The sequence below is a fragment of the Variovorax sp. GW460-12-1-14-LB1 genome (assembly GCF_059423605.1).
This window is the reverse complement of the sequence record NZ_JBWKYF010000015.1, coordinates 73,463-91,237: the sequence shown is the minus strand read 5'-3', so window position 1 is coordinate 91,237 and position 17,775 is coordinate 73,463. Positions and strand designations below refer to the sequence as shown.

The 17,775-nt window shown below is 68.5% G+C and carries 14 protein-coding genes; 3 read left to right on the top strand and 11 right to left on the bottom strand.

Going from position 1 to position 17,775, the window contains the following annotated elements; genetic code table 11:
- Positions 1–57: 57 nt before the first annotated feature.
- From AC07Y4_RS10695 to AC07Y4_RS10675, 5 genes are read right to left on the bottom strand one after another with little or no spacing between them, the layout of a single operon-like run.
- Positions 58–1,341, bottom strand: a complete 1,284-nt coding sequence (locus AC07Y4_RS10695; protein ID WP_495274512.1) for a dihydroorotase — start codon at positions 1,339–1,341, stop codon at positions 58–60.
- Positions 1,338–2,300: an aspartate carbamoyltransferase catalytic subunit gene (locus AC07Y4_RS10690; protein ID WP_056577783.1), complete on the bottom strand. Its 963-nt coding sequence runs from the start codon at positions 2,298–2,300 to the stop codon at positions 1,338–1,340. Before AC07Y4_RS10690 ends, AC07Y4_RS10695 begins: the two co-directional genes overlap by 4 nt.
- Positions 2,300–2,797 (bottom strand): bifunctional pyr operon transcriptional regulator/uracil phosphoribosyltransferase PyrR, encoded by a 498-nt coding sequence (gene pyrR, locus AC07Y4_RS10685; RefSeq protein WP_056577781.1) that lies wholly within the window; start codon positions 2,795–2,797, stop codon positions 2,300–2,302. The genes AC07Y4_RS10690 and pyrR overlap by 1 nt, the downstream gene beginning before the upstream one ends.
- Complete coding sequence (gene ruvX, locus AC07Y4_RS10680; protein ID WP_495274511.1) at positions 2,794–3,246, bottom strand: Holliday junction resolvase RuvX; 453 nt, start codon at positions 3,244–3,246, stop codon at positions 2,794–2,796. Before ruvX ends, pyrR begins: the two co-directional genes overlap by 4 nt.
- Positions 3,243–3,842, bottom strand: coding sequence for a YqgE/AlgH family protein (locus AC07Y4_RS10675; RefSeq protein ID WP_095948042.1), 600 nt, complete (start codon positions 3,840–3,842; stop codon positions 3,243–3,245). The genes ruvX and AC07Y4_RS10675 overlap by 4 nt, the downstream gene beginning before the upstream one ends.
- Here AC07Y4_RS10675 and AC07Y4_RS10670 point away from each other — a divergent pair, their 5' ends adjacent.
- A complete protein-coding gene (locus AC07Y4_RS10670) occupies positions 3,843–5,345 on the top strand; it encodes a cryptochrome/photolyase family protein (protein ID WP_495274510.1) in 1,503 nt (500 codons plus the stop codon).
- 67 nt (positions 5,346–5,412) lie between these two features.
- Here the strand turns inward: AC07Y4_RS10670 and AC07Y4_RS10665 are convergent, their stop codons facing one another.
- The 6 genes from AC07Y4_RS10665 to AC07Y4_RS10640 all read right to left on the bottom strand — a co-directional run bounded on the left by AC07Y4_RS10665 (position 5,413) and on the right by AC07Y4_RS10640 (position 15,403).
- Complete coding sequence (locus tag AC07Y4_RS10665) at positions 5,413–11,433, bottom strand: hybrid sensor histidine kinase/response regulator (protein ID WP_495274509.1); 6,021 nt, start codon at positions 11,431–11,433, stop codon at positions 5,413–5,415.
- A 31-nt stretch (positions 11,434–11,464) separates the two neighbouring features.
- Positions 11,465–13,792 carry a methyl-accepting chemotaxis protein gene (locus AC07Y4_RS10660; RefSeq protein WP_095948039.1) on the bottom strand — a complete coding sequence of 776 codons (2,328 nt, stop codon included), beginning with the start codon at positions 13,790–13,792 and terminating at the stop codon, positions 11,465–11,467.
- 42 nt (positions 13,793–13,834) lie between these two features.
- On the bottom strand, positions 13,835–14,368 hold the full coding sequence (locus tag AC07Y4_RS10655) for a chemotaxis protein CheW (protein ID WP_062479111.1): 534 nt from the start codon (positions 14,366–14,368) through the stop codon (positions 13,835–13,837).
- Between the two features lie 19 nt (positions 14,369–14,387).
- Entirely contained in the window at positions 14,388–14,753 is a 366-nt protein-coding gene (locus AC07Y4_RS10650; protein WP_062479114.1) for a response regulator, read from the bottom strand.
- On the bottom strand, positions 14,753–15,151 hold the full coding sequence (locus AC07Y4_RS10645; protein WP_021012487.1) for a response regulator: 399 nt from the start codon (positions 15,149–15,151) through the stop codon (positions 14,753–14,755). The genes AC07Y4_RS10650 and AC07Y4_RS10645 overlap by 1 nt, the downstream gene beginning before the upstream one ends.
- Before the next feature lie 81 nt (positions 15,152–15,232).
- On the bottom strand, positions 15,233–15,403 hold the full coding sequence (locus AC07Y4_RS10640; RefSeq protein ID WP_007838397.1) for a rubredoxin: 171 nt from the start codon (positions 15,401–15,403) through the stop codon (positions 15,233–15,235).
- 111 nt (positions 15,404–15,514) lie between these two features.
- On the opposite strand from AC07Y4_RS10640, the gene thiD reads away from it, so the two are divergent.
- Both thiD and hemL read left to right on the top strand, forming a co-directional pair.
- Positions 15,515–16,480, top strand: a complete 966-nt coding sequence (gene thiD, locus AC07Y4_RS10635) for a bifunctional hydroxymethylpyrimidine kinase/phosphomethylpyrimidine kinase (RefSeq protein WP_495274508.1) — start codon at positions 15,515–15,517, stop codon at positions 16,478–16,480.
- Positions 16,480–17,760, top strand: a complete 1,281-nt coding sequence (gene hemL, locus AC07Y4_RS10630; RefSeq protein WP_495274507.1) for a glutamate-1-semialdehyde 2,1-aminomutase — start codon at positions 16,480–16,482, stop codon at positions 17,758–17,760. The genes thiD and hemL overlap by 1 nt, the downstream gene beginning before the upstream one ends.
- Positions 17,761–17,775: the final 15 nt, after the last annotated feature.

Sequence of the window (17,775 nt, the reverse complement as noted above, 5' to 3'; positions counted from 1 at the left end):
TGGACGCGGGCCCTCTTCTTCTTTTTGACGGCGTGCTGTGTGGCGGACGGCTGTCGCTCAGCCGTGCACGACGCGGCCGGCCACCAGCGTGTGGCGCGCGCGCCCCTGCATCGGGTAGCTGGAGAACGGCGTGTGCTTGCCCTGGCTGCGCAGCGCCTCGGGCACCACCTGCCATTCGAGCGACGGATCGGCGATGCACAGGTCGGCCACGCCGCCCTCGGCGATGCGGCCGATGCCGCTGGCCGCGTCGGCCGCGTTCAGCAGGCGCGCGGGCGCCGAGGTGACCACCTCGATGGCGCGCGACAGGCCCGTGCCGCTGCGCTCGCCCCACTGCAGCGCGAGCGGCAGCAGCAGTTCGAGGCCGGTGGCGCCGGGTTCGGCTTCGGCAAAGGGCAGCGTCTTGGCGTCGGCCTCGACCGGCGTGTGGTCGGACACCAGCGCGTCGATGGTGCCGTCGGCCAGCGCGGCCGAGAGCGCGTCGCGGTCGCCCTGCTGGCGCAGCGGCGGGTTCAGGCGCGCGCGGCTGTCGAAGAAGCCGATGTCGGTGTCGGCCAGGTGCAGCGAGTTGATGCTGACGTCGCAGGTGATCGGCAGGCCCTGCGCCTTGGCCTCGCGCACCAGCGCCACGCCGCGGGCGCTGGAGATGCGGCACAGGTGCACGCGCGCGCCGGTGCTCTTCATGAGCTCGATGATGGTGAAGATGGCGATCGTCTCGGCCGCCACCGGCACGCCGCCCAGGCCCAGCCGCGTGGCGAGCGCGCCGCTGGCGGCGACGCCCTTGCCCAGGTCGCGGTCCTGCGGACGCAGCCACACGGTGTAGCCGAAGGTGCTGGCGTACGACAGCGCGCGCTGCAGCACCTGCGTGTCGGCCAGCGGCACGTCGGCCTGGCCGAAACCGATGCAGCCGGCCTCGGTGAGCTCGGCCATCTCGGTGAGCACGCCGCCAGCCAGGTTGCGCGTGAGCGCGCCGAGCGGGAACAGGCGCGCGCACTGCAGCTTTTCGGCGCGGAACTTGAGCATCTCGACCAGGCCGGGCTCGTCGAGCACGGGGTCGGTGTCGGGCGGGCACACGAGGCTGGTCACGCCGCCCGCGATGGCCGCGGCCATTTCGCTTTCGAGCATGCCTTCGTGCTCGTAGCCCGGCTCGCGCAGGCGCGCGGCGAGGTCGACCAGGCCGGGGGTGACGATGCAGCCCGTGGCGTCGAGGGTGCGCTCGGGCTTGAAGCCCGCCGGTGCGCGTCCGATGCCGGCGATCTTGCCGTCGGCGATGGCGATGTCGGTGGGCTTGTCGGTGCCCGAGGCGGGGTCGACCACGCGGCCGTTGGTGATGAGGATGTTCATGCTTCGTTCCCTGCCACGATGCTCATGACGGCCATGCGAACGGCGATGCCGAAGGTGACCTGCGGAAGGATCACGCTCTGCTTGCCGTCGACCACGGCGGAGTCGATTTCGACGCCACGGTTGATCGGGCCCGGGTGCATCACGATGGCGTCGGGCTTGGCCAGCTGCAGCTTTTCCTGCGTGAGGCCGAAGGTCTTGAAGAACTCCTGCGACGAGGGCAGCAGCGCACCGCTCATGCGCTCGTTCTGCAGGCGCAGCATGATGACGACGTCGCAGTCCTTGATGCCTTCTTCGAGCGTGTGGCACACGCGCACGCCCATGCCGGCCATGTCGGCGGGCACCAGCGTCTTCGGGCCGACCACGCGCACTTCGGCGCAGCCCAGCGTGGTGAGTGCATGGATGTCCGAACGCGCCACGCGCGAGTGCAACACGTCGCCGACGATCGCGACCGTGAGGTTCGAGAAGTCTTTCTTGTAGTGGCGGATCGTGTACATGTCGAGCAGCCCCTGCGTCGGGTGCGCGTGGCGGCCGTCGCCGGCGTTCACCACGTGCACGTGCGGTGCGACGTGCTGCGCGATCAGGTACGGCGCGCCCGACTCGCTGTGGCGCACCACGAACAGGTCGGCGGCCATGGCGCTCAGGTTGGCGATGGTGTCCAGCAGCGACTCGCCCTTGGTGGCCGAGGAGCGCGCGATGTCCAGGTTGATGACGTCGGCGCTCAGGCGCTTGGCCGCGATCTCGAAGGTGGTGCGCGTGCGCGTGCTGTTCTCGAAGAACAGGTTGAACACGCTCTTGCCGCGCAGGAGCGGCACCTTCTTCACCTCGCGGTCGCTCACGCTCGTGAAGTTCGCAGCGGTGTCGAGGATGTGCGTGACGATGTCCTTGGGCAGGCCCTCGATCGACAGCAGGTGGATCAGCTCGCCGTTCTTGTTGAGCTGCGGATTTCGCTTGTAGAGCATTACTTGTTGTCCTCCACCTTGAGGCTGAAGGCGCCGTCGTCGGCGCGTGCGAGGGCTAGCAATTGGGTGTCGGGCAGCTTGAGCGTCGTTGCTGCGAAGTCGGCGGCGACGGGCAGTTCGCGGCCACCACGGTCGACCAGCACGGCGAGCCGCACACAGGCGGGGCGGCCGAAGTCGAACAGCTCGTTGAGCACGGCGCGGATGGTGCGGCCGGTGTAGAGCACGTCGTCGAGCAGCAGCACGTCGGCACCGTTCACGTCGAAGGGCAGCGCGGTCTGCGCGCTGGCCGAGAGGCCGCGGCGCGCAAAGTCGTCGCGGTGCATGGCCGACGAAATCACGCCGGGGGCACCGGCCAGGCCCAGGTCTTTCTGCAGGCGCTCGACCAGCCAGGCGCCGCCGGAGGTGATGCCCACCAGTTTCGTCTCGGGGCGCATCAGCGCCTTCACGCCGGACAGCAGCGTCGTGTAGAGCGCTTCGGCATCGGGGATTGAACTCACGGGAGACTCCTCAAAAACTGTTCCAGGATGATGCAGGCCGACGCCGCGTCGGCATCGCGGGCGCCGGAGGCCAGCGCCTCGGTGGTGCTGTAGCGCTCGTCCACCTCGAACACCTGGAGGTTGAAACGGCCGCGCAACTGGCGCGCGAACTTCTGCGCGCGGCGGGTGTTCTCGTGCGGGGCACCGTCGGGGTGGTAGGGCACGCCGACCACCAATGCGTCGGGTTGCCATTCCTTGATGCGCGCCTCGACCTGCGCAAAGCGGGCGTCGGCGCCCTCGGCCTTGATGGTGGCCTGCGGGGTCGCCGTGCGCAGCAGCCGGTTGCCGCTGGCCACGCCGGTGCGCTTGGCGCCGAAGTCGAAGGCCAGGAAGCTCTGGAAATGCGCGGGAACGGCGGCGGGGACAGGAACAGGAGCGGATGCAGGCGCGTCGGACATGACGTCGCTCATGCGTGGCCCGCGTCGGGGGACAGCGTCCAGGCTTCGAGCCCCAGCAGCATCAGCGCCTTGTCGTAACGCTTTTCCACCGGCGTATCGAAGATCACGGCCGGGTCGGCCAGCACGGTGAGCCAGCTGTTCTCGGCCAGTTCGGACTCCAGCTGGCCCTCGCCCCAGGCCGAATAGCCCAGCGAGACCAGCACCTTGCGCGGGCCGGCGCCGGTGGCCAGGGCCTCCAGCACGTCCTTGGAGGTGGTCATTTCGAGCCCGCCGGGGATGGTCATGGTCGAGGCGTAGACCGATTCCTCGGGCTTCTCGGCCTGGGTGAACACCGGCTCGTGCAGCACGAAGCCGCGCTCGGTCTGCACCGGGCCGCCCTGGAAAACGGGGGCGTCGCCCAGCTCGGGGCGGGCCAGGTGCAGCTCGATCTTCTCGAACAGCACCTTGAGGTTGATATCGCTGGGTTTGTTGATCACCAGCCCGAGCGCACCGCGCTCGCTGTGTTCGCAGAGGTAAACGACGCTGCGGTTGAAAGTTTTGTCTTCCATCCCCGGCATCGCGATCAGAAAGTGATGCGTCAGGTTCATCGGGGCAGAATCGGCAGCCATATGCCCCCGATTTTACTGGCCGTCGACAAGACCTATCCCAAAGGGCTCATGTGGTTTCGCCGGGACCTGCGGGTGGACGACAACGCGGCGCTGTACCGGGCGCTGCGGGCCTGCCGGCAGGTGGTGTGCGTTTTCGTGTTCGACCGGGCGATCCTGGACGCCCTGCCCCACGCGGACCGGCGGGTCGAATTCATCCGCGAATCGCTGGCGGAGCTCGAAGCCGAGCTGCGCGGCCTGGGCAGCGGGCTCATCGTGCGGCACGCGGTGGCCGCCGACGAGATTCCCGCGCTGGCCCACACGCTCGACGTGCAGGCGGTGTTCGCCAACCGCGACGACGAACCCGACGCCCTGGCGCGCGACGCCCGCGTGCTCGGCGCGCTGGCCAACACGGGCATCAGCTTCCACACCTTCAAGGACAGCACGGTCTTCGACCGCGACGAGGTCATGACCAAGGCCGGCCTGCCCTACACGGTGTTCACGCCGTACAAGCGGGCCTGGCTGGCGAAGGTGGATTCGTTCTTCCTGAAGTCGTACCCCGTGCGCAGCCACGCCGACGCGCTCGCCCCGCCACCGCCGGCCCTGAACGGGCCGGTGCCCACGCTGGGCGAGATCGGCTTCGAAAGCACCAACCTCCAGACGCTGGAGATCCCCACCGGCACGCGCGGCGCGGGCGCGCTGTTCGAAGACTTTTTCGAGCGCATCGACCGCTACGACGAGGCGCGCAACTTCCCCGCCGTGCGCGGGCCCAGCTACATGGGCGTGCACCTGCGCTTCGGCACGGTGTCGATCCGCCAGCTGGCCAGCGTGGCGCACCAGCTGGCGCTGCAGGGCAACACCGGGGCCGCGACCTGGCTCAGCGAGCTGGTCTGGCGCGACTTCTACTTTCAGATCCTGGCGCACTTTCCGCATGTGCACGCGAACGGCGAGTCGAAGAGCTTCCGCCCCGAGTACGACAAGATCGCCTGGCACCACGGCAAGCACGCCGACCAGCTCTTCGACGCCTGGTGCGAAGGCCGCACCGGCTATCCGCTGGTCGATGCGGCGATGCTGCAGATCCGCCAGAGCGGCTACATGCACAACCGGCTGCGCATGGTCGTGGCGAGCTTCCTGTGCAAGGACCTGGGGCTGGACTGGCGGCGCGGCGAGCGCTACTTCGCGCTGCACCTGAACGACTTCGAGCTGGCCTCGAACAACGGCGGCTGGCAATGGGCCAGCTCGACCGGCTGCGACGCCCAGCCCTACTTCCGCATCTTCAACCCCGTGACGCAGAGCGAACGCTTCGACCCCGAGGGCAAGTTCATCCGCCGCTACCTGCCGCAGCTGGCGGGCCTGTCGAGCGTGGCGATCCATGCGCCGTGGCTGGCCTCGCCGGTCGAGCTGGAGGCAGCGGGCGTCAGGCTGGGCGAGAACTACCCGAAGCCCGTGGTGGACCACGCCGAGGCGCGGGAGAAGACGATGCAGCGCTATGCGGCGGCGCGGGCCAAGGCCCTGCAAAAGCCGTAACCCAAGAGAAAGGGCCCCGAAGGGCCCTTTTCTTTTTCGCGCCGATTGCCGGCGCCGCCGAGCCTGATCAGGCCACCGCCAACGCGGCCGGCTCGCTCGTGTAGGCACGCACCAGGCGCAGCAGTTCCTCTTCCGAGTACGGCTTGCCCAGGTAGTGGTTCACGCCCAGGTCGCGGGCGTACTCGCGGTGCTTCTCGGCGATGCGCGAGGTGATCATGATGATCGGCAGCTCGGCCAGGGCCACGTCGGCGCGGATGTTGCGGGCCAGGTCGAAGCCGTCCATGCGCGGCATCTCGATGTCCGACAGCACCACGGCCGGGCGCTCCTGCTGCAGTCGCTCGAGCGCCTGCAGGCCGTCGGCCGCGAGCGACACGCGATAGCCTTCGCGCTGCAGCAGGCGCTGCGTGACGCGGCGCACAGTGATGGAGTCGTCCACCACCAGCACGAGCGGGATCTGCGGCACCACCGGAGCAAAGGCGGCCGGCGTCTGCGGCGCGCCGGTGTCCACCGAAGCGGCATGCGTCGGCGCGGCCAGCGCGGCGGTCTGGCGCGCACGCGCCTGGTCGCCATGCACCGCGGCCAGCGCCACCGGGTTGTAGATGAGCGCCACCGCACCCGAAGCCAGCACCGAGATGCCGGCCAGGCCGGGCAGCCGCGCGAGCTGCGGGCCGAGGTTCTTGACCACGACTTCCTGGTTGCCCAGCACTTCGTCCACGTGCAGGGCCACGCGCTGCGCCGCGCTTCGCACGATCACCAGCGTGTTGTTCTTGGTGGCGGCGTGCTCGCTGCGGATGGAATGCTGCAGCAGCGCGCCGGCCCAGTAGAACGGCACCTGCTCGCTGCCGAAGGCGAAGCTGTGGTTCAGGTAGGCGGCCTCGAGGTCGGCACCGCTCACGCGCTGCACGAGTTCCACGAGGTTCGACGGCACGCCGATCGACACCTCGCCCGCGCGCAGCATGACCACGTGCGTCACGGCGGTGGTCAGCGGCAGCACCAGCTTGAAGGTGGTGCCCTGGCCCGGCGTGCTGTGCGTTTCGATGCGGCCGCCGAGCGCGGCGATCTGCGCGCGCACCACGTCCATGCCGATGCCGCGGCCGGCCAGTTCGGACACCTGCCCGGCGGTGGAGAAGCCGGGCTTGAAGATCAGCTCGGTGGCTTCTTCGGGCGACAGCTCCTGGTCGGGGCCGAGCAGGCCGAGGGCGCGGGCGCGTTCGGCGATGCGCTTCTGGTCGAGGCCGGCACCGTCGTCACGGAAGCTCACCGACACGTCGTTGCCTTCGTGGTGCAGGTCGATGACGATGAGACCGCTGGCGTCCTTGCCGGCCTTCTCGCGCGCTGCCACATCCTCGATGCCGTGCGCCACGCAGTTGCGCAGCAGGTGTTCGAAGGCGGGCGTCATGCGGTCGAGCACGCCGCGGTCCATTTCGATGGAGCCGCCGACGATGTCCAGGCGCACCTGCTTGCCGGTGTCCTTCGAGGCCTGGCGCACCACGCGGTACAGGCGGTCGGAGATGCCTTCGAACTCCACCATGCGCGTACGCAGCAGGCCGCGCTGCAGTTCGCGCGTCTGGCGTGCCTGCACGCTCAGGTCGTCTTCCGTGGCCTGCACGGTCTTCTGCAAGGTGCGCTGCACGGTGGCCACGTCGTTCACCGACTCGGCCATCATGCGCGTGAGTTCCTGCACGCGGGTGAAGCGGTCGAACTCGAGCGGGTCGAAACTCTGCTGCGAGTCCTTGGCCTGTGCCAGGCGCGACTGCATCTGGCTTTCGGCCTGCACCTCGATGTCGCGCAGCTGCTGGCGCAGGCGGTCGAGGTTGCCCGTGAGGTCGGCGAGCGAACCGCGCAGCTGGCCCAGTTCGGCCTCAAGGCGCGAGCGCGTGATGATGACCTCGCCGGTCTGCGCGACCAGGCGGTCGAGCAGCTGGGTGCGGATGCGCACCGCCTGGCCCGACGCTGCACGCAGCGGCGCGAGCAGGGCCGGCGCGGGGCGCGGCAGCAGGGACGACGGGGCTTCCACGGCGGATTCGGCGGAGGCCGCTTCAGCCTGGTCGTCGTTCGCCGACTCGCGCACCTCGGGCGCCGCCTGCACGCGCTGGATGGCGGGTGCGGTCGGGCTGGCGGTGGCGATCAGCTGGGCCACTTCGACCTGGGCGGCGTCGTCGGCCGCGCGCAGGGCGTCGAAGGTGTGTTGCAGCGTGTCCAGGCGCGTGAGCAGCTTCTCGATGTCGGCCCGCTCCGCCCCCTGGGAGCCCAGGAGCTCGATCTCGGACTCCATGCGGTGCGCGCGCTCGCCCAGGCGCATGGCGCCGGCCAGCCGTGCGCTGCCCTTGAGCGTGTGCAGCGTGCGCAGCACCGAGGCGCGCGGCGCGGCGTCGTCGGGGTGGTGCGACCACTGGCGCAGCGCCTCGCCCAGCTGGGGCATCAGTTCGGCAGCCTCTTCCTCGAAGATCGGGAACAGGTCGACGTCGACCGCATCGGCCAGGTCGATGGCGTCTTCGTTGTCGTCCAGTACCACGTCGGCGAAGGCGTCGTTGGCGACGACCTGCTTGGGCAGCAGCGTCTCGAAGCGGGCCGCGGCGATCTCGGGCGGCATCGGCGCTGCGGCGATTTCGCGCAGCGCCTGCAGCGTGGCTTCGGACGGATCGCGCAGGAAGCCGACGGCGAACTGGTGCAGCAGGCGACGCAGCTCGTCGGCCGCGGCGACCAGCACGACGCCCTGTTCGCGCGTGCCGCTGCCCTGCATCTGCAGGTGCTGCAGCGCCGATTCGAGCAGGCGGGCCATGCCCGAGAGGCTGTGGAAGCCGACGGTGGCCGAGCTGCCGGCCAGCGAATGCGCCAGCGCGATGGTCGAGTCGGGCAGGCGCTCGTGGGTTTCGAGCGCCCATTCGCCGACATCGGTCGCCAGCTGGCGGGACCATTCGTCGGCTTCGTTGAGGTAGACGTTGTACAGCGCGATGCCGATGCGCAGCGGACCGATCACCTTGACCTGGTCTTCGGCGCTCGGGGCGATGGAGGACTCGGGCTCGGGAACCGCCTCGGCCAGCACGGGCTCGGGCTCCAACACAGGTTCCGGTTCGGCCACGACGGCGGCTGGCAGCTCCTCGACGACAGCAGGGACCTCGGGGGCGGCTTCGATGGCCGCCGACACAGGTTCCGGCTGCAGTTCTTCGACCGGCACTTCCAGCGCCGGCAGTTCTTCGGCCGCTTCGATGACCTCGACAGGTGCCACCGTTTCGGCGACAGGCTCAGCAGCAGCAGCCAGCGGCAGCGGCTCGGGCGCCCATTCGAGATCGGGCAGGCCCGATGCGGTCGGCACCGTCGCTGCGATTTCCGGGGCGGGCTCGGGTTCGGCGTGCGACACGGCGGGCTCAGCCGGTGCATGCGTCTTCGGGGGCGCGAGGAAATCGAAATCGTCGCCGCTGGGCAGCACGTCGAGCGGTGCGGGCGCGGTGCTCTGCTTGCCTTCGAAGTCAAGGAAGTCGGTGGAGGCGAAATCGTCGTCGGGCTCGGGTGTGACAGGCTTGGTCGGTGCGTGTGGCGCTTCTTGCGCCTGCTGCCAATCGGAGAAGTCCAACGTGGCGTCAGGGGCTGCGACATCTTGCGGCGTCAGCGAAAGGTCGGGGAGCTCAGGCAGCTCCGGCAGTGCGAGCGGCGCCGGCTCGGCGGCGATGTGGCGCGCGGCCACCGCGAGCGCTTCGGCATCGGCCACGCGCACCGGTGCGGGCACGGGCTCGCCGGCCAGCAGCGCATTCGCCACGCGGCTGAACGGTGCCGAGTGCCAGGTGCCCGCATCGCCGGCGGCGATGGCTTCGACCCACTGGCTGAAATCGCGGAGCATGCGCTCGGTGCTCGACAGCAGCTCGGGCGTGGCGTCGCGCTGGTCGGCCAGCCAGGTGTTGAGCACCTGCTCGAGCGACCAGGCGGCGTCGCCGAAGTCGGTGAGGCCGACCATGCGCGAGCTGCCCTTGAGCGTGTGGAACGCGCGGCGCAGGATGGTGAGTTCTTCGGTGTCGCCGGGACGGTTGCCCAGCGCGGCGATGGCGGCCAGGCCGTTGCCCACCACTTCGCGGGCTTCGTCCAGGAAGATGTTCTGCAGGTCGTCTTCTTCGAGCTCGGTGACCTCGGTGTCGGGCAGCGCCGACGGGCCCGTGATCTTGGTGGTCCAGCTCTCGGCCTTGCGGCTGAATTCCTCCAGCGGCGACGGCTTGGTCTTGCGGTTGGGCGTGGCCAGCGCGGCGAGCTTGGAGGCGATCTGCGCGTCGACTTCCTCGATGCTGAGCACGGGCTCGGCGGCCGGTGCGGCAGCGCCTTCGGCCGGGGCCGCGGCATCGATGGCCTGGCGGCCCATCAGCGGCTTGAGCTCGCCGGCTTCGGCGTCGAACACGAACAGGCGCTTGGCCAGTGCGGGCTGGTAGCCCAGCATGTCGATGAGGAAACCGAGCGCGCCCAGGTTGTTGCCGAGCGCGTCGAAGGTGGCCATTTCCTCGACGGGCGAGCGGTTGACCTGCAGCATCTGCTCGACGTCGTCGCGCATGCGTTGCACGGTGTGCGCGGCCTGCTCGAGCCCCAGCACCGAGAACACGCCGCGCATCTGCATGAGCTGGGTGGGCACGGTGCGCAGCAGCGGCTTTTCGGCCGGGCGGCGGAAATACTGGTCGAGCGACTTCTCGAGTTCGCTCAGGTGGCTGCGCAGCTCGTCGACCACGGTGCCCATGGTCTGGCGGTCGCTGACGCGGCGGTACAGGTCCTCCATCCACGGTTCGAGCGGCTCGGAACGGCCGCCGTCGCGCACGCGCTCGATGCGGCCGGCCAGCTGCAGCGTGCGGGCCGTGAGCTGCGGGTCGCTGGGGTCGAGGTCTTCGAGCGCGGCTTCGAGGTACAGCACCGAGGTGGCGACTTCCATCGCCAGTTCGGTGTCGGGCGGCTGGCCGGAACGCACCGAGGCGTCCACGGCATGCGTCAGCGCCTGCACCATCGGCTGGCTCGGCGGGTGCAGCTTCAGCAGCGATTCGCCGAGCTGCGCGAACGTGTCGGCCACCTGCCGCGTGCGCGTGATGTCGCCGCCCGAGAGCGCCGACCACATTTCCTTGGCGGTCTCGATGCGCTTGCGCGCCTGCGAGAGCACCAGCGGATCGAAACGGCCGAACTGCACCACGGTGTAGTCGACGCGCGGCTCCTGCGTCACGCCCCAGGCGCTGCGCACGGTGCGCAGCGTGGCGGCGTCGTCCTGCGCGCCGGGCACGGCCTGGGCGCAGAAGAAGAGCAGGTCCTGGCCGAGGCGGTCGGACACCACGCTGTCGCCGCGCGCCAGCGTGGCGTACTGCAGCAGCACGCGCGAGGCGGCGCGCTTGACGTAGGTGTCGGCGGGAATCAGGCCCAGCGCAAGGGCTTCGAAGAAGCCGGCGGCCAGCGTCCAGAAGCTCGCGACGCGCGGCAGCAGCGCACCGCGCCCGAGCCCCAGGCACAGCGCATGCAGCCGTCGCGCGGCCTGCGCGTCGCCGCTCTTGACCAGCTGCAGCACCTCGCGGTCGAGCCGCGAACGCACGGCCGGGTCATAAGCGAGCGCGGCTTGCGTGAGGGCCGGCTTGACCTCGACCCAGCGCCATGCGGTGCTCCACAGGTCCGCCGGGTGGACGCGCTCATTGCCGCCCAGCTCCAGCACGTCGCGGTACTGCGGGAACAGCGCCACCGACGACACGGCCTTGCCGGCCAGCAGTGCGCTGAGGAAATCGGTGACGGCAAAGCCGGCGCGCTCGATCTTGTGCACGGCACTCTCGGTGCAGCGCTGCGGTTCGGCGATGAAGCCCTGCACCGCGAATTCGATGGTGCCCAACACCAGTGCGGGCGAGCTGTGGCCGACCATCTGCAGCGCGCCGACGGCCTGGTGCAGTTGCTGGCGGGCCATCTGCAGCGGACCGCTCTCGGGCTCCGTGGCACTGCCCACGTCGCGCACGAAACGCCGCAGCGACTTGCCGACACCGTCGAGGGACTTCTGGATTTCTCCCAGCACCCAGGCCAGCGGCCCGAGGTCTTCGGTGGCCGGCATGTTGCCGGCAAGGGGGGCCGTGGCAGGGGTTTGAATCGACACGTGGTTGCTCGCCGTTCTTATCTATCTGTTGTCACGCGATCTTGAAACGGGCCACCGAGCGACGCAGTTCTTCGGCCATCTGCGAGAGCTCGCGCACCTGCTGGGCCGTGGTCCGCGTGCCTTCTCCGGTCTGTTCCGTCACCGCAAAAATGTGCTGGATGTTGGCGGCCACCACGTTGGCCGAATCGGCTTCGCGGGAGGCGGACTGCGAAATCTGCTCGATGAGGTCAGCGAGTCGGCGCGACACGCGGTCGATCTCGGACAGCGCGGTACCCGCGTTGTCGGACAGCTTGGCCCCTTCGACCACACCCTGCGTGGAACGCTCCATGGCGCCCACCGCGTCCTGGGTGTCGGTCTGAATCGCCTTCACCAGCGCCGAAATCTGGCGCGTGGCGTCTGCGGAGCGTTCGGCCAGTCGCTGAACTTCTTCCGCCACCACCGAGAAGCCTCGGCCGGCTTCACCGGCGGATGCCGCTTGAATGGCGGCGTTCAGGGCCAGCACGTTGGTCTGTTCGGTAATGTCCGAGATCAGCTCGGTGATTTCGCCAATCTCCTGCGACGATTCGCCCAGGCGCTTGATCCGCTTGGAGGTTTCCTGGATCTGGTCGCGGATCGAGTTCATACCGCCGATGGCGTTCTGCACGGCCTGCAGGCCCGACGATGCGGCTTGCAGCGACTGGCGCGCCACCGTGGCGGACTCTTGCGCTTGCGAGGACACGCCGTTGATTCGCTCGGCCATGGTCAGCACCGACTGGCCGGTTTCACGAATTTCGCGCAGCTGTTCGGTCGAGGCGGCGAGCAGTTCGGTCGAGGTGTTTTCCACCTGCGACGTCGTTTGCGCCACGCGGGTCGCCGTGTTCTGCACGTTGCCCACCAGCAAGCGCAGTTCTTCCACCGTGTAGTTCACCGAGTCGGCGATGGCGCCGGTGATGTCCTCGGTCACGGTCGCTTCCTGCGTCAGGTCGCCTTCGGCCACCGTTTGCAGTTCGTTCATCAGGCGAAGAATGGCGGCCTGGTTGGCGTTGTTCACGCGGCCGGCTTCTTCGGACGCCTGCTCGGCAGCCAGACGCTCGCGTTCGGCGACGGCGGCACGTTCGCGGCCTTCGCGCACCTGCACGAAACCGATGGCGCCGGCCAGAGCCAGGGCGGCCAGCGACAGCACGAACAGCAGCACGATGGTGCCGGCGCCCAGGCCGGTGCGGGCCGAGAGCTTTTCTTGCAGTTCGCCCAGCGACTTACGCAGCGGCTCGCTGTCGGTCAGGATGGACGCCTGCGCTTCGCGCGCGGCCACCAGGCCTTGCAGGTTGCCCAGAATGGCCGAAGCCTGCGTGCGCATCTGTTCGTAGGTCTTCAGGATGGCTTCGAGCTGCTGGCGGGTCTGCGGGTCTTTCGAGCCGGGGAAGCGCTGCTGCGCGTTGCCGTCGAGCAGGCCGCGGGTGGTTTCCTGGAAGGTGTTCAGGTCCTTGCCCAGCAGGAACACGGCGTCGGGGTTCACGCCTTCGACCGTGAAGAACTCGTTGGTCGACTTGCCGATGCGCTGCGTCAGCATCACGAGCTGGCCGGCGGCCGAGATCTCGGGCAGCGTGGCGTTCTGCTGCATCTTCAGCGACGCGACGGTTTCCGTCATTTCGAGCAGCGTGGACGACTGCTGGTTGATGTCGCGCAGAGCGGCACCCACCTGCGTCAGGATCTGGCGCTGGGCCAGCACGGCCTTGGCGCTGGTGTCGGCGCGGGCGACCAGCGGGTTGATCTTGTTCATCTCCTCGTCGTACTGGTTGCCGACGGCTTCCAGGCGCAAGGCGTCGTCGCCGTTGGTCAGGCCCTGCACGCGGCGCGAGAGGTCGTCGGCGCTGTCCTTCACTTCGACGAACGCCGAGGCGCTGCCGACGAGGGCCTGCGAGATCGACTTGGCCAGGCGCTGCGACTGCATCAGCGACTGGCCGGTGGCCGCCACCTGCTGCGCCAGGCGTTCCGCGCGAAGGATGGCGGAGCCGGCCACCAGCAACAGCGCCAGCACCACGATGGCCAGCATGATCGCCAGCACGCGCTGCTGCTTGGCGGGGTTGGCGCCCATGCCGCCGCCCGCGGCGGGGGCCAGCGGAACCGCTTCGAGCGTGGCCGCGTTGGCAGCCTCGACGGACGCCGGGTCGCCCAGCGCGTCGATGCCGCCGAAGCCGGTGTCGGCTGTGGCGGCGGATGCGCCCTCGCCCTTCTTGGCGAGGCGGATCGTTTTTTCGTCCGGAACCTGAACCGTGTCGACATCGTCGAGCGATATCGAACCGGAGCCGTCGACGCGGGCCTTGTCGTTCCCGTTGGTCGCGGGGAGTAATTTCTTGAACTTGTCGGCGATCGAGCTCACGGTCGGTCCTTCAGGTGGTTGCCAGTGCCATGTGCCGAAGCACTACGCACCAATACTCAAAAACTGGGGTTGCTGCGAAAGCGCCTGCAGGTTGACTTCCTGCCAGCGCTCTCCTGCTGCGTCGGTGTACAGATGCCCGTGCCAGGCCGGGGCCTCTGCGCCCGGAGCGTCGGCGGCCGTGAAGGCCTCCGCACCCCGCAACCCCGCCAGTCGATCGACCAGCAAAGCGCAGTTGACTTCGAGCAGCTCGTTGAATGCCACGAGCCGCGATTGGATGCGCGCCGCCTCGGTGGCGGCGGGGGCGCCCGGCGCACCGGACGCAAACGCCGACAGCTGCACGACGCCGTACAGGCCGCCGCGCAGGTTGGCGACGCCGAGGAACCAGGGCTCCGTGTAGGGCACGGGCTGGGGCGGCGTCCAGGGAAAGATTTCGCCGGCGTGCGCCAGCGGAAAGAGGTACTTGCCCTCACCCGCCTCGACCGCCAGCCAGCTCGCGGCCACGCCCGTGGTGCGCGCGGCCTGGAGGCGGCTCGCAAGCCGGGACTGGAAGGCGCGCAGCGCGTCGCGATTCGCCATGGAGTGCGCAGGTTCCCGCTCAGGCGAGCGCGCTGATCTTGGACATCAGATCGGCCGCGTTGACCGGCTTCACGATGTAGTCGCGTGCGCCCTGGCGCATGCCCCAGACACGATCGGTTTCCTGGTTCTTGCTGGTGCACAGGATGATCGGAATGGCGGCGTACTTCGGGTCGCGAGCGATGGCGCGCGTGAGCTGGAAGCCGTTCTGGCCGGGCATGACCACGTCCATGAGGATCAGGTCGGGGTGGTCTTCCTCGAGGCGGCGCATCGCGTCGTCGGCGTTTTCTGCCGTCTTCACGGAGAAACCGTTCTTCTGGAGGAGGTCGGTCAGGAACACCAGTTCCGTCTTGGAGTCGTCGACGACGAGGATTTTTCGAATGGGCATTACTGCACTTCCTGTTGAACAATGCCAAACTGCTGCACGGCTTGCAGCAGCTGGTCTTTGGTGAATGGCTTGGTGAGATAGTCTTGGGACCCGACCATGCGGCCGCGGGCCTTGTCGAATACGCCATCTTTCGAAGACAGCATGACGACCGGGACATTGGAGAAATGCGCGTTGCGCTTGATGATGGCGCAGGTCTGATAGCCGTCGAGGCGAGGCATCAGGATGTCGCAGAAAATCAGGTGAGGCTTGTGGTCGTTAACCTTGGAGAGCGCGTCGAAGCCGTCTTCCGCGAGAAGAACCTCGTGCCCACCCTGCTTCAGAAAAATCTCGGCACTGCGCCGGATGGTGTTGCTGTCATCGATGACCAGCACCTTGTAACCAGATCCATTCGGGCCCATTGCAAACGCTCCTGCTCATGAGACTTGGATGCCCGCCGCGCCGAACATCGACGCAGATCGCGTAGCCCTATGCCATGCTTGTCAGATCTCAACCATTTCGAAGTCTTCCTTGCGCGCACCGCACTCAGGACAGGTCCAGTTCATCGGCACATCGGCCCAGGCCGTGCCTGCCGCGATGCCGTCTTCCGGTACACCAACCGCTTCGTCATAGATCCACCCACAAATCAGGCACATCCAAGTTTTCGTGTTCATCGGAGCTTAAAGTCCTTGTTCATTAAATGCAACGAGTGTATCTATGCGTATCTCACTGGCAGACCGTAAACGTCGCGCCTATGCCACCATCCAGGGGATTTCGCTAGGCGTATGACCATCTACTTACATCCAGACGAGAACGCCCGCAAACCGGGCAATCTTAACGACCCCTCGCAGGACGACGAGGCGCTGAGCGAACGCGACCTGAATCCCCCCTGCGTGCTGGTGTTCAATGCCAGCGATCCGAGCGGCGCGGGCGGCCTGGGCGCCGACGCCCTGGCCATGGGATCGGTGGGCGCTCACATCCTGCCGGTGGTGACGGGCGCCTACGCCCGCGACACGGCCGAGATCTTCGACCACTTCGCCTTCGAGGAAGAGGCCGTGGCCGAGCAGGCGCGCTCCATCCTCGAAGACGTCGAGGTCCAGCTGATCAAGGTGGGCTTTGCCGGCACCCCCGAAGCGCTGAGCACCATCGCCGAGACCGCCGCCGACTACCCGGACGTGCCCGTGGTGGCCTACATGCCCAACCTGTCGTGGTGGGACGAGAACCTCATCGAGGCCTATCTCGACGCTTTCCGCGACCTCGTGCTGCCCCAGACCACGGTGTTGGTTGGAAACCACAGCACGCTGTGGCGCTGGCTGCTGCCCGACTGGAGCGGCGAGCGCCCGCCCGGCGCGCGCGACATCGCCAAGGCCGCCGGCGAGTTCGGCGTGCCCTACACCCTGGTCACCGGCATGGTCTTGCCCGACCAGTTCATCGACAACGTGCTGGCCTCGCCGCAGTCGGTGCTGGCCAGCGAGAAGTACGAACGGCTCGAAGCCGTCTTCGCCGGCGCCGGCGACACGCTCTCGGCCGCGCTGGCGGCCCTGCTCGCCAGCGGCACCGACCTGGTCGCGGCCACGACCGAAGCGCTCGCTTACATGGACCGCTGCCTCGACGCGGGCTTCCGCCCCGGCATGGGCCACGTGCTGCCCGACCGCCTGTTCTGGGCCGAGCCCGAGGACGACGAAGACGATGACGACGCGCCCGACACCCCCCCCGATTTCGCTTTACCCCCGCACGACACGCGACACTGATGACTGACCAGAACGACCTTCTTTTCGAGCGCGCCCGCGCCGTGATCCCCGGCGGCGTGAACTCGCCCGTGCGCGCCTTCAAGGCCGTCGGCGGCACGCCCCGTTTCATCCAGCGCGCACAAGGCGCCTATTTCTGGGACGCCAACGACAAGCGCTACATCGACTACATCGGCTCCTGGGGCCCGATGATCCTGGGCCACGGCCATCCCGCCGTGGTCGAGGCGGTGCAGAAAGCCGTGCTCGAAGGCTTCTCGTACGGCGCGCCGACCGAGCGCGAAATCGAACTGGCCGAAGCCATCCTGGCCCTGGTGCCGTCGATGGAGATGGTGCGCCTCGTGAGCTCTGGCACCGAGGCCGCGATGAGCGCGCTGCGCCTGGCGCGCGGCGCCACCGGCCGCAAGACCATCGTCAAGTTCGAAGGCTGCTACCACGGCCATGCCGACGCGCTGCTGGTGAAGGCCGGTTCCGGCCTCGCCACCTTCGGCAACCCGACCTCGGCCGGCGTGCCGCCCGAGGTGGTGCAGCACACGCTGGTGCTCGAGTACAACAACCTGCAGCAGCTCGAAGAGGCCTTCGCGCTGCACGGCAGTGACATCGCCTGCCTGATGATCGAGGCGATCGCCGGCAACATGAACTTCGTGCGCGCCACGCCCGCTTTCGCCAAGCGCTGCCGCGAGCTGTGCACGCAACACGGCGCGCTGCTGATCTTCGACGAGGTGATGACGGGCTTCCGTGTCGGCCTGCACGGCGCGCAGGGCGTGCTGGGCATCACGCCCGACCTCACGGTGCTCGGCAAGGTGATCGGCGGCGGCATGCCGCTGGCGGCCTTCGGCGGCCCGCGCGCCATCATGGAACAGCTCGCGCCGCTGGGCCCGGTCTACCAGGCCGGCACGCTGTCGGGCAACCCGGTGGCCACCGCCTGCGGCCTGGCCACGCTGAAGGAAATCTCGAAGCCCGGCTTCTACGAGGCGCTGGCGAAGAAGACCCGCACGCTGGTCGACGGCCTGAAGGCCGCCGCGGCCGCCGAGGGCCAGCCCTTCAACGCCGACAGCGAAGGCGGCATGTTCGGCTTCTTCCTGATGAACGAGCTGCCACAGAACTACGCGACGGTGATGACCACCGACAACGCGCAGTTCAACGCGCTGTTCCACGGGCTGCTCGATCGCGGCGTGTACATCGCGCCGGCACTCTATGAAGCAGGCTTCGTGAGCGCCGCGCACAGCGAGGACGACATCGCGGCCACCATCGAGGCGGCGCGCGACATCTTCCGCAAGCGCTGACGCGCGCCCTCCCCG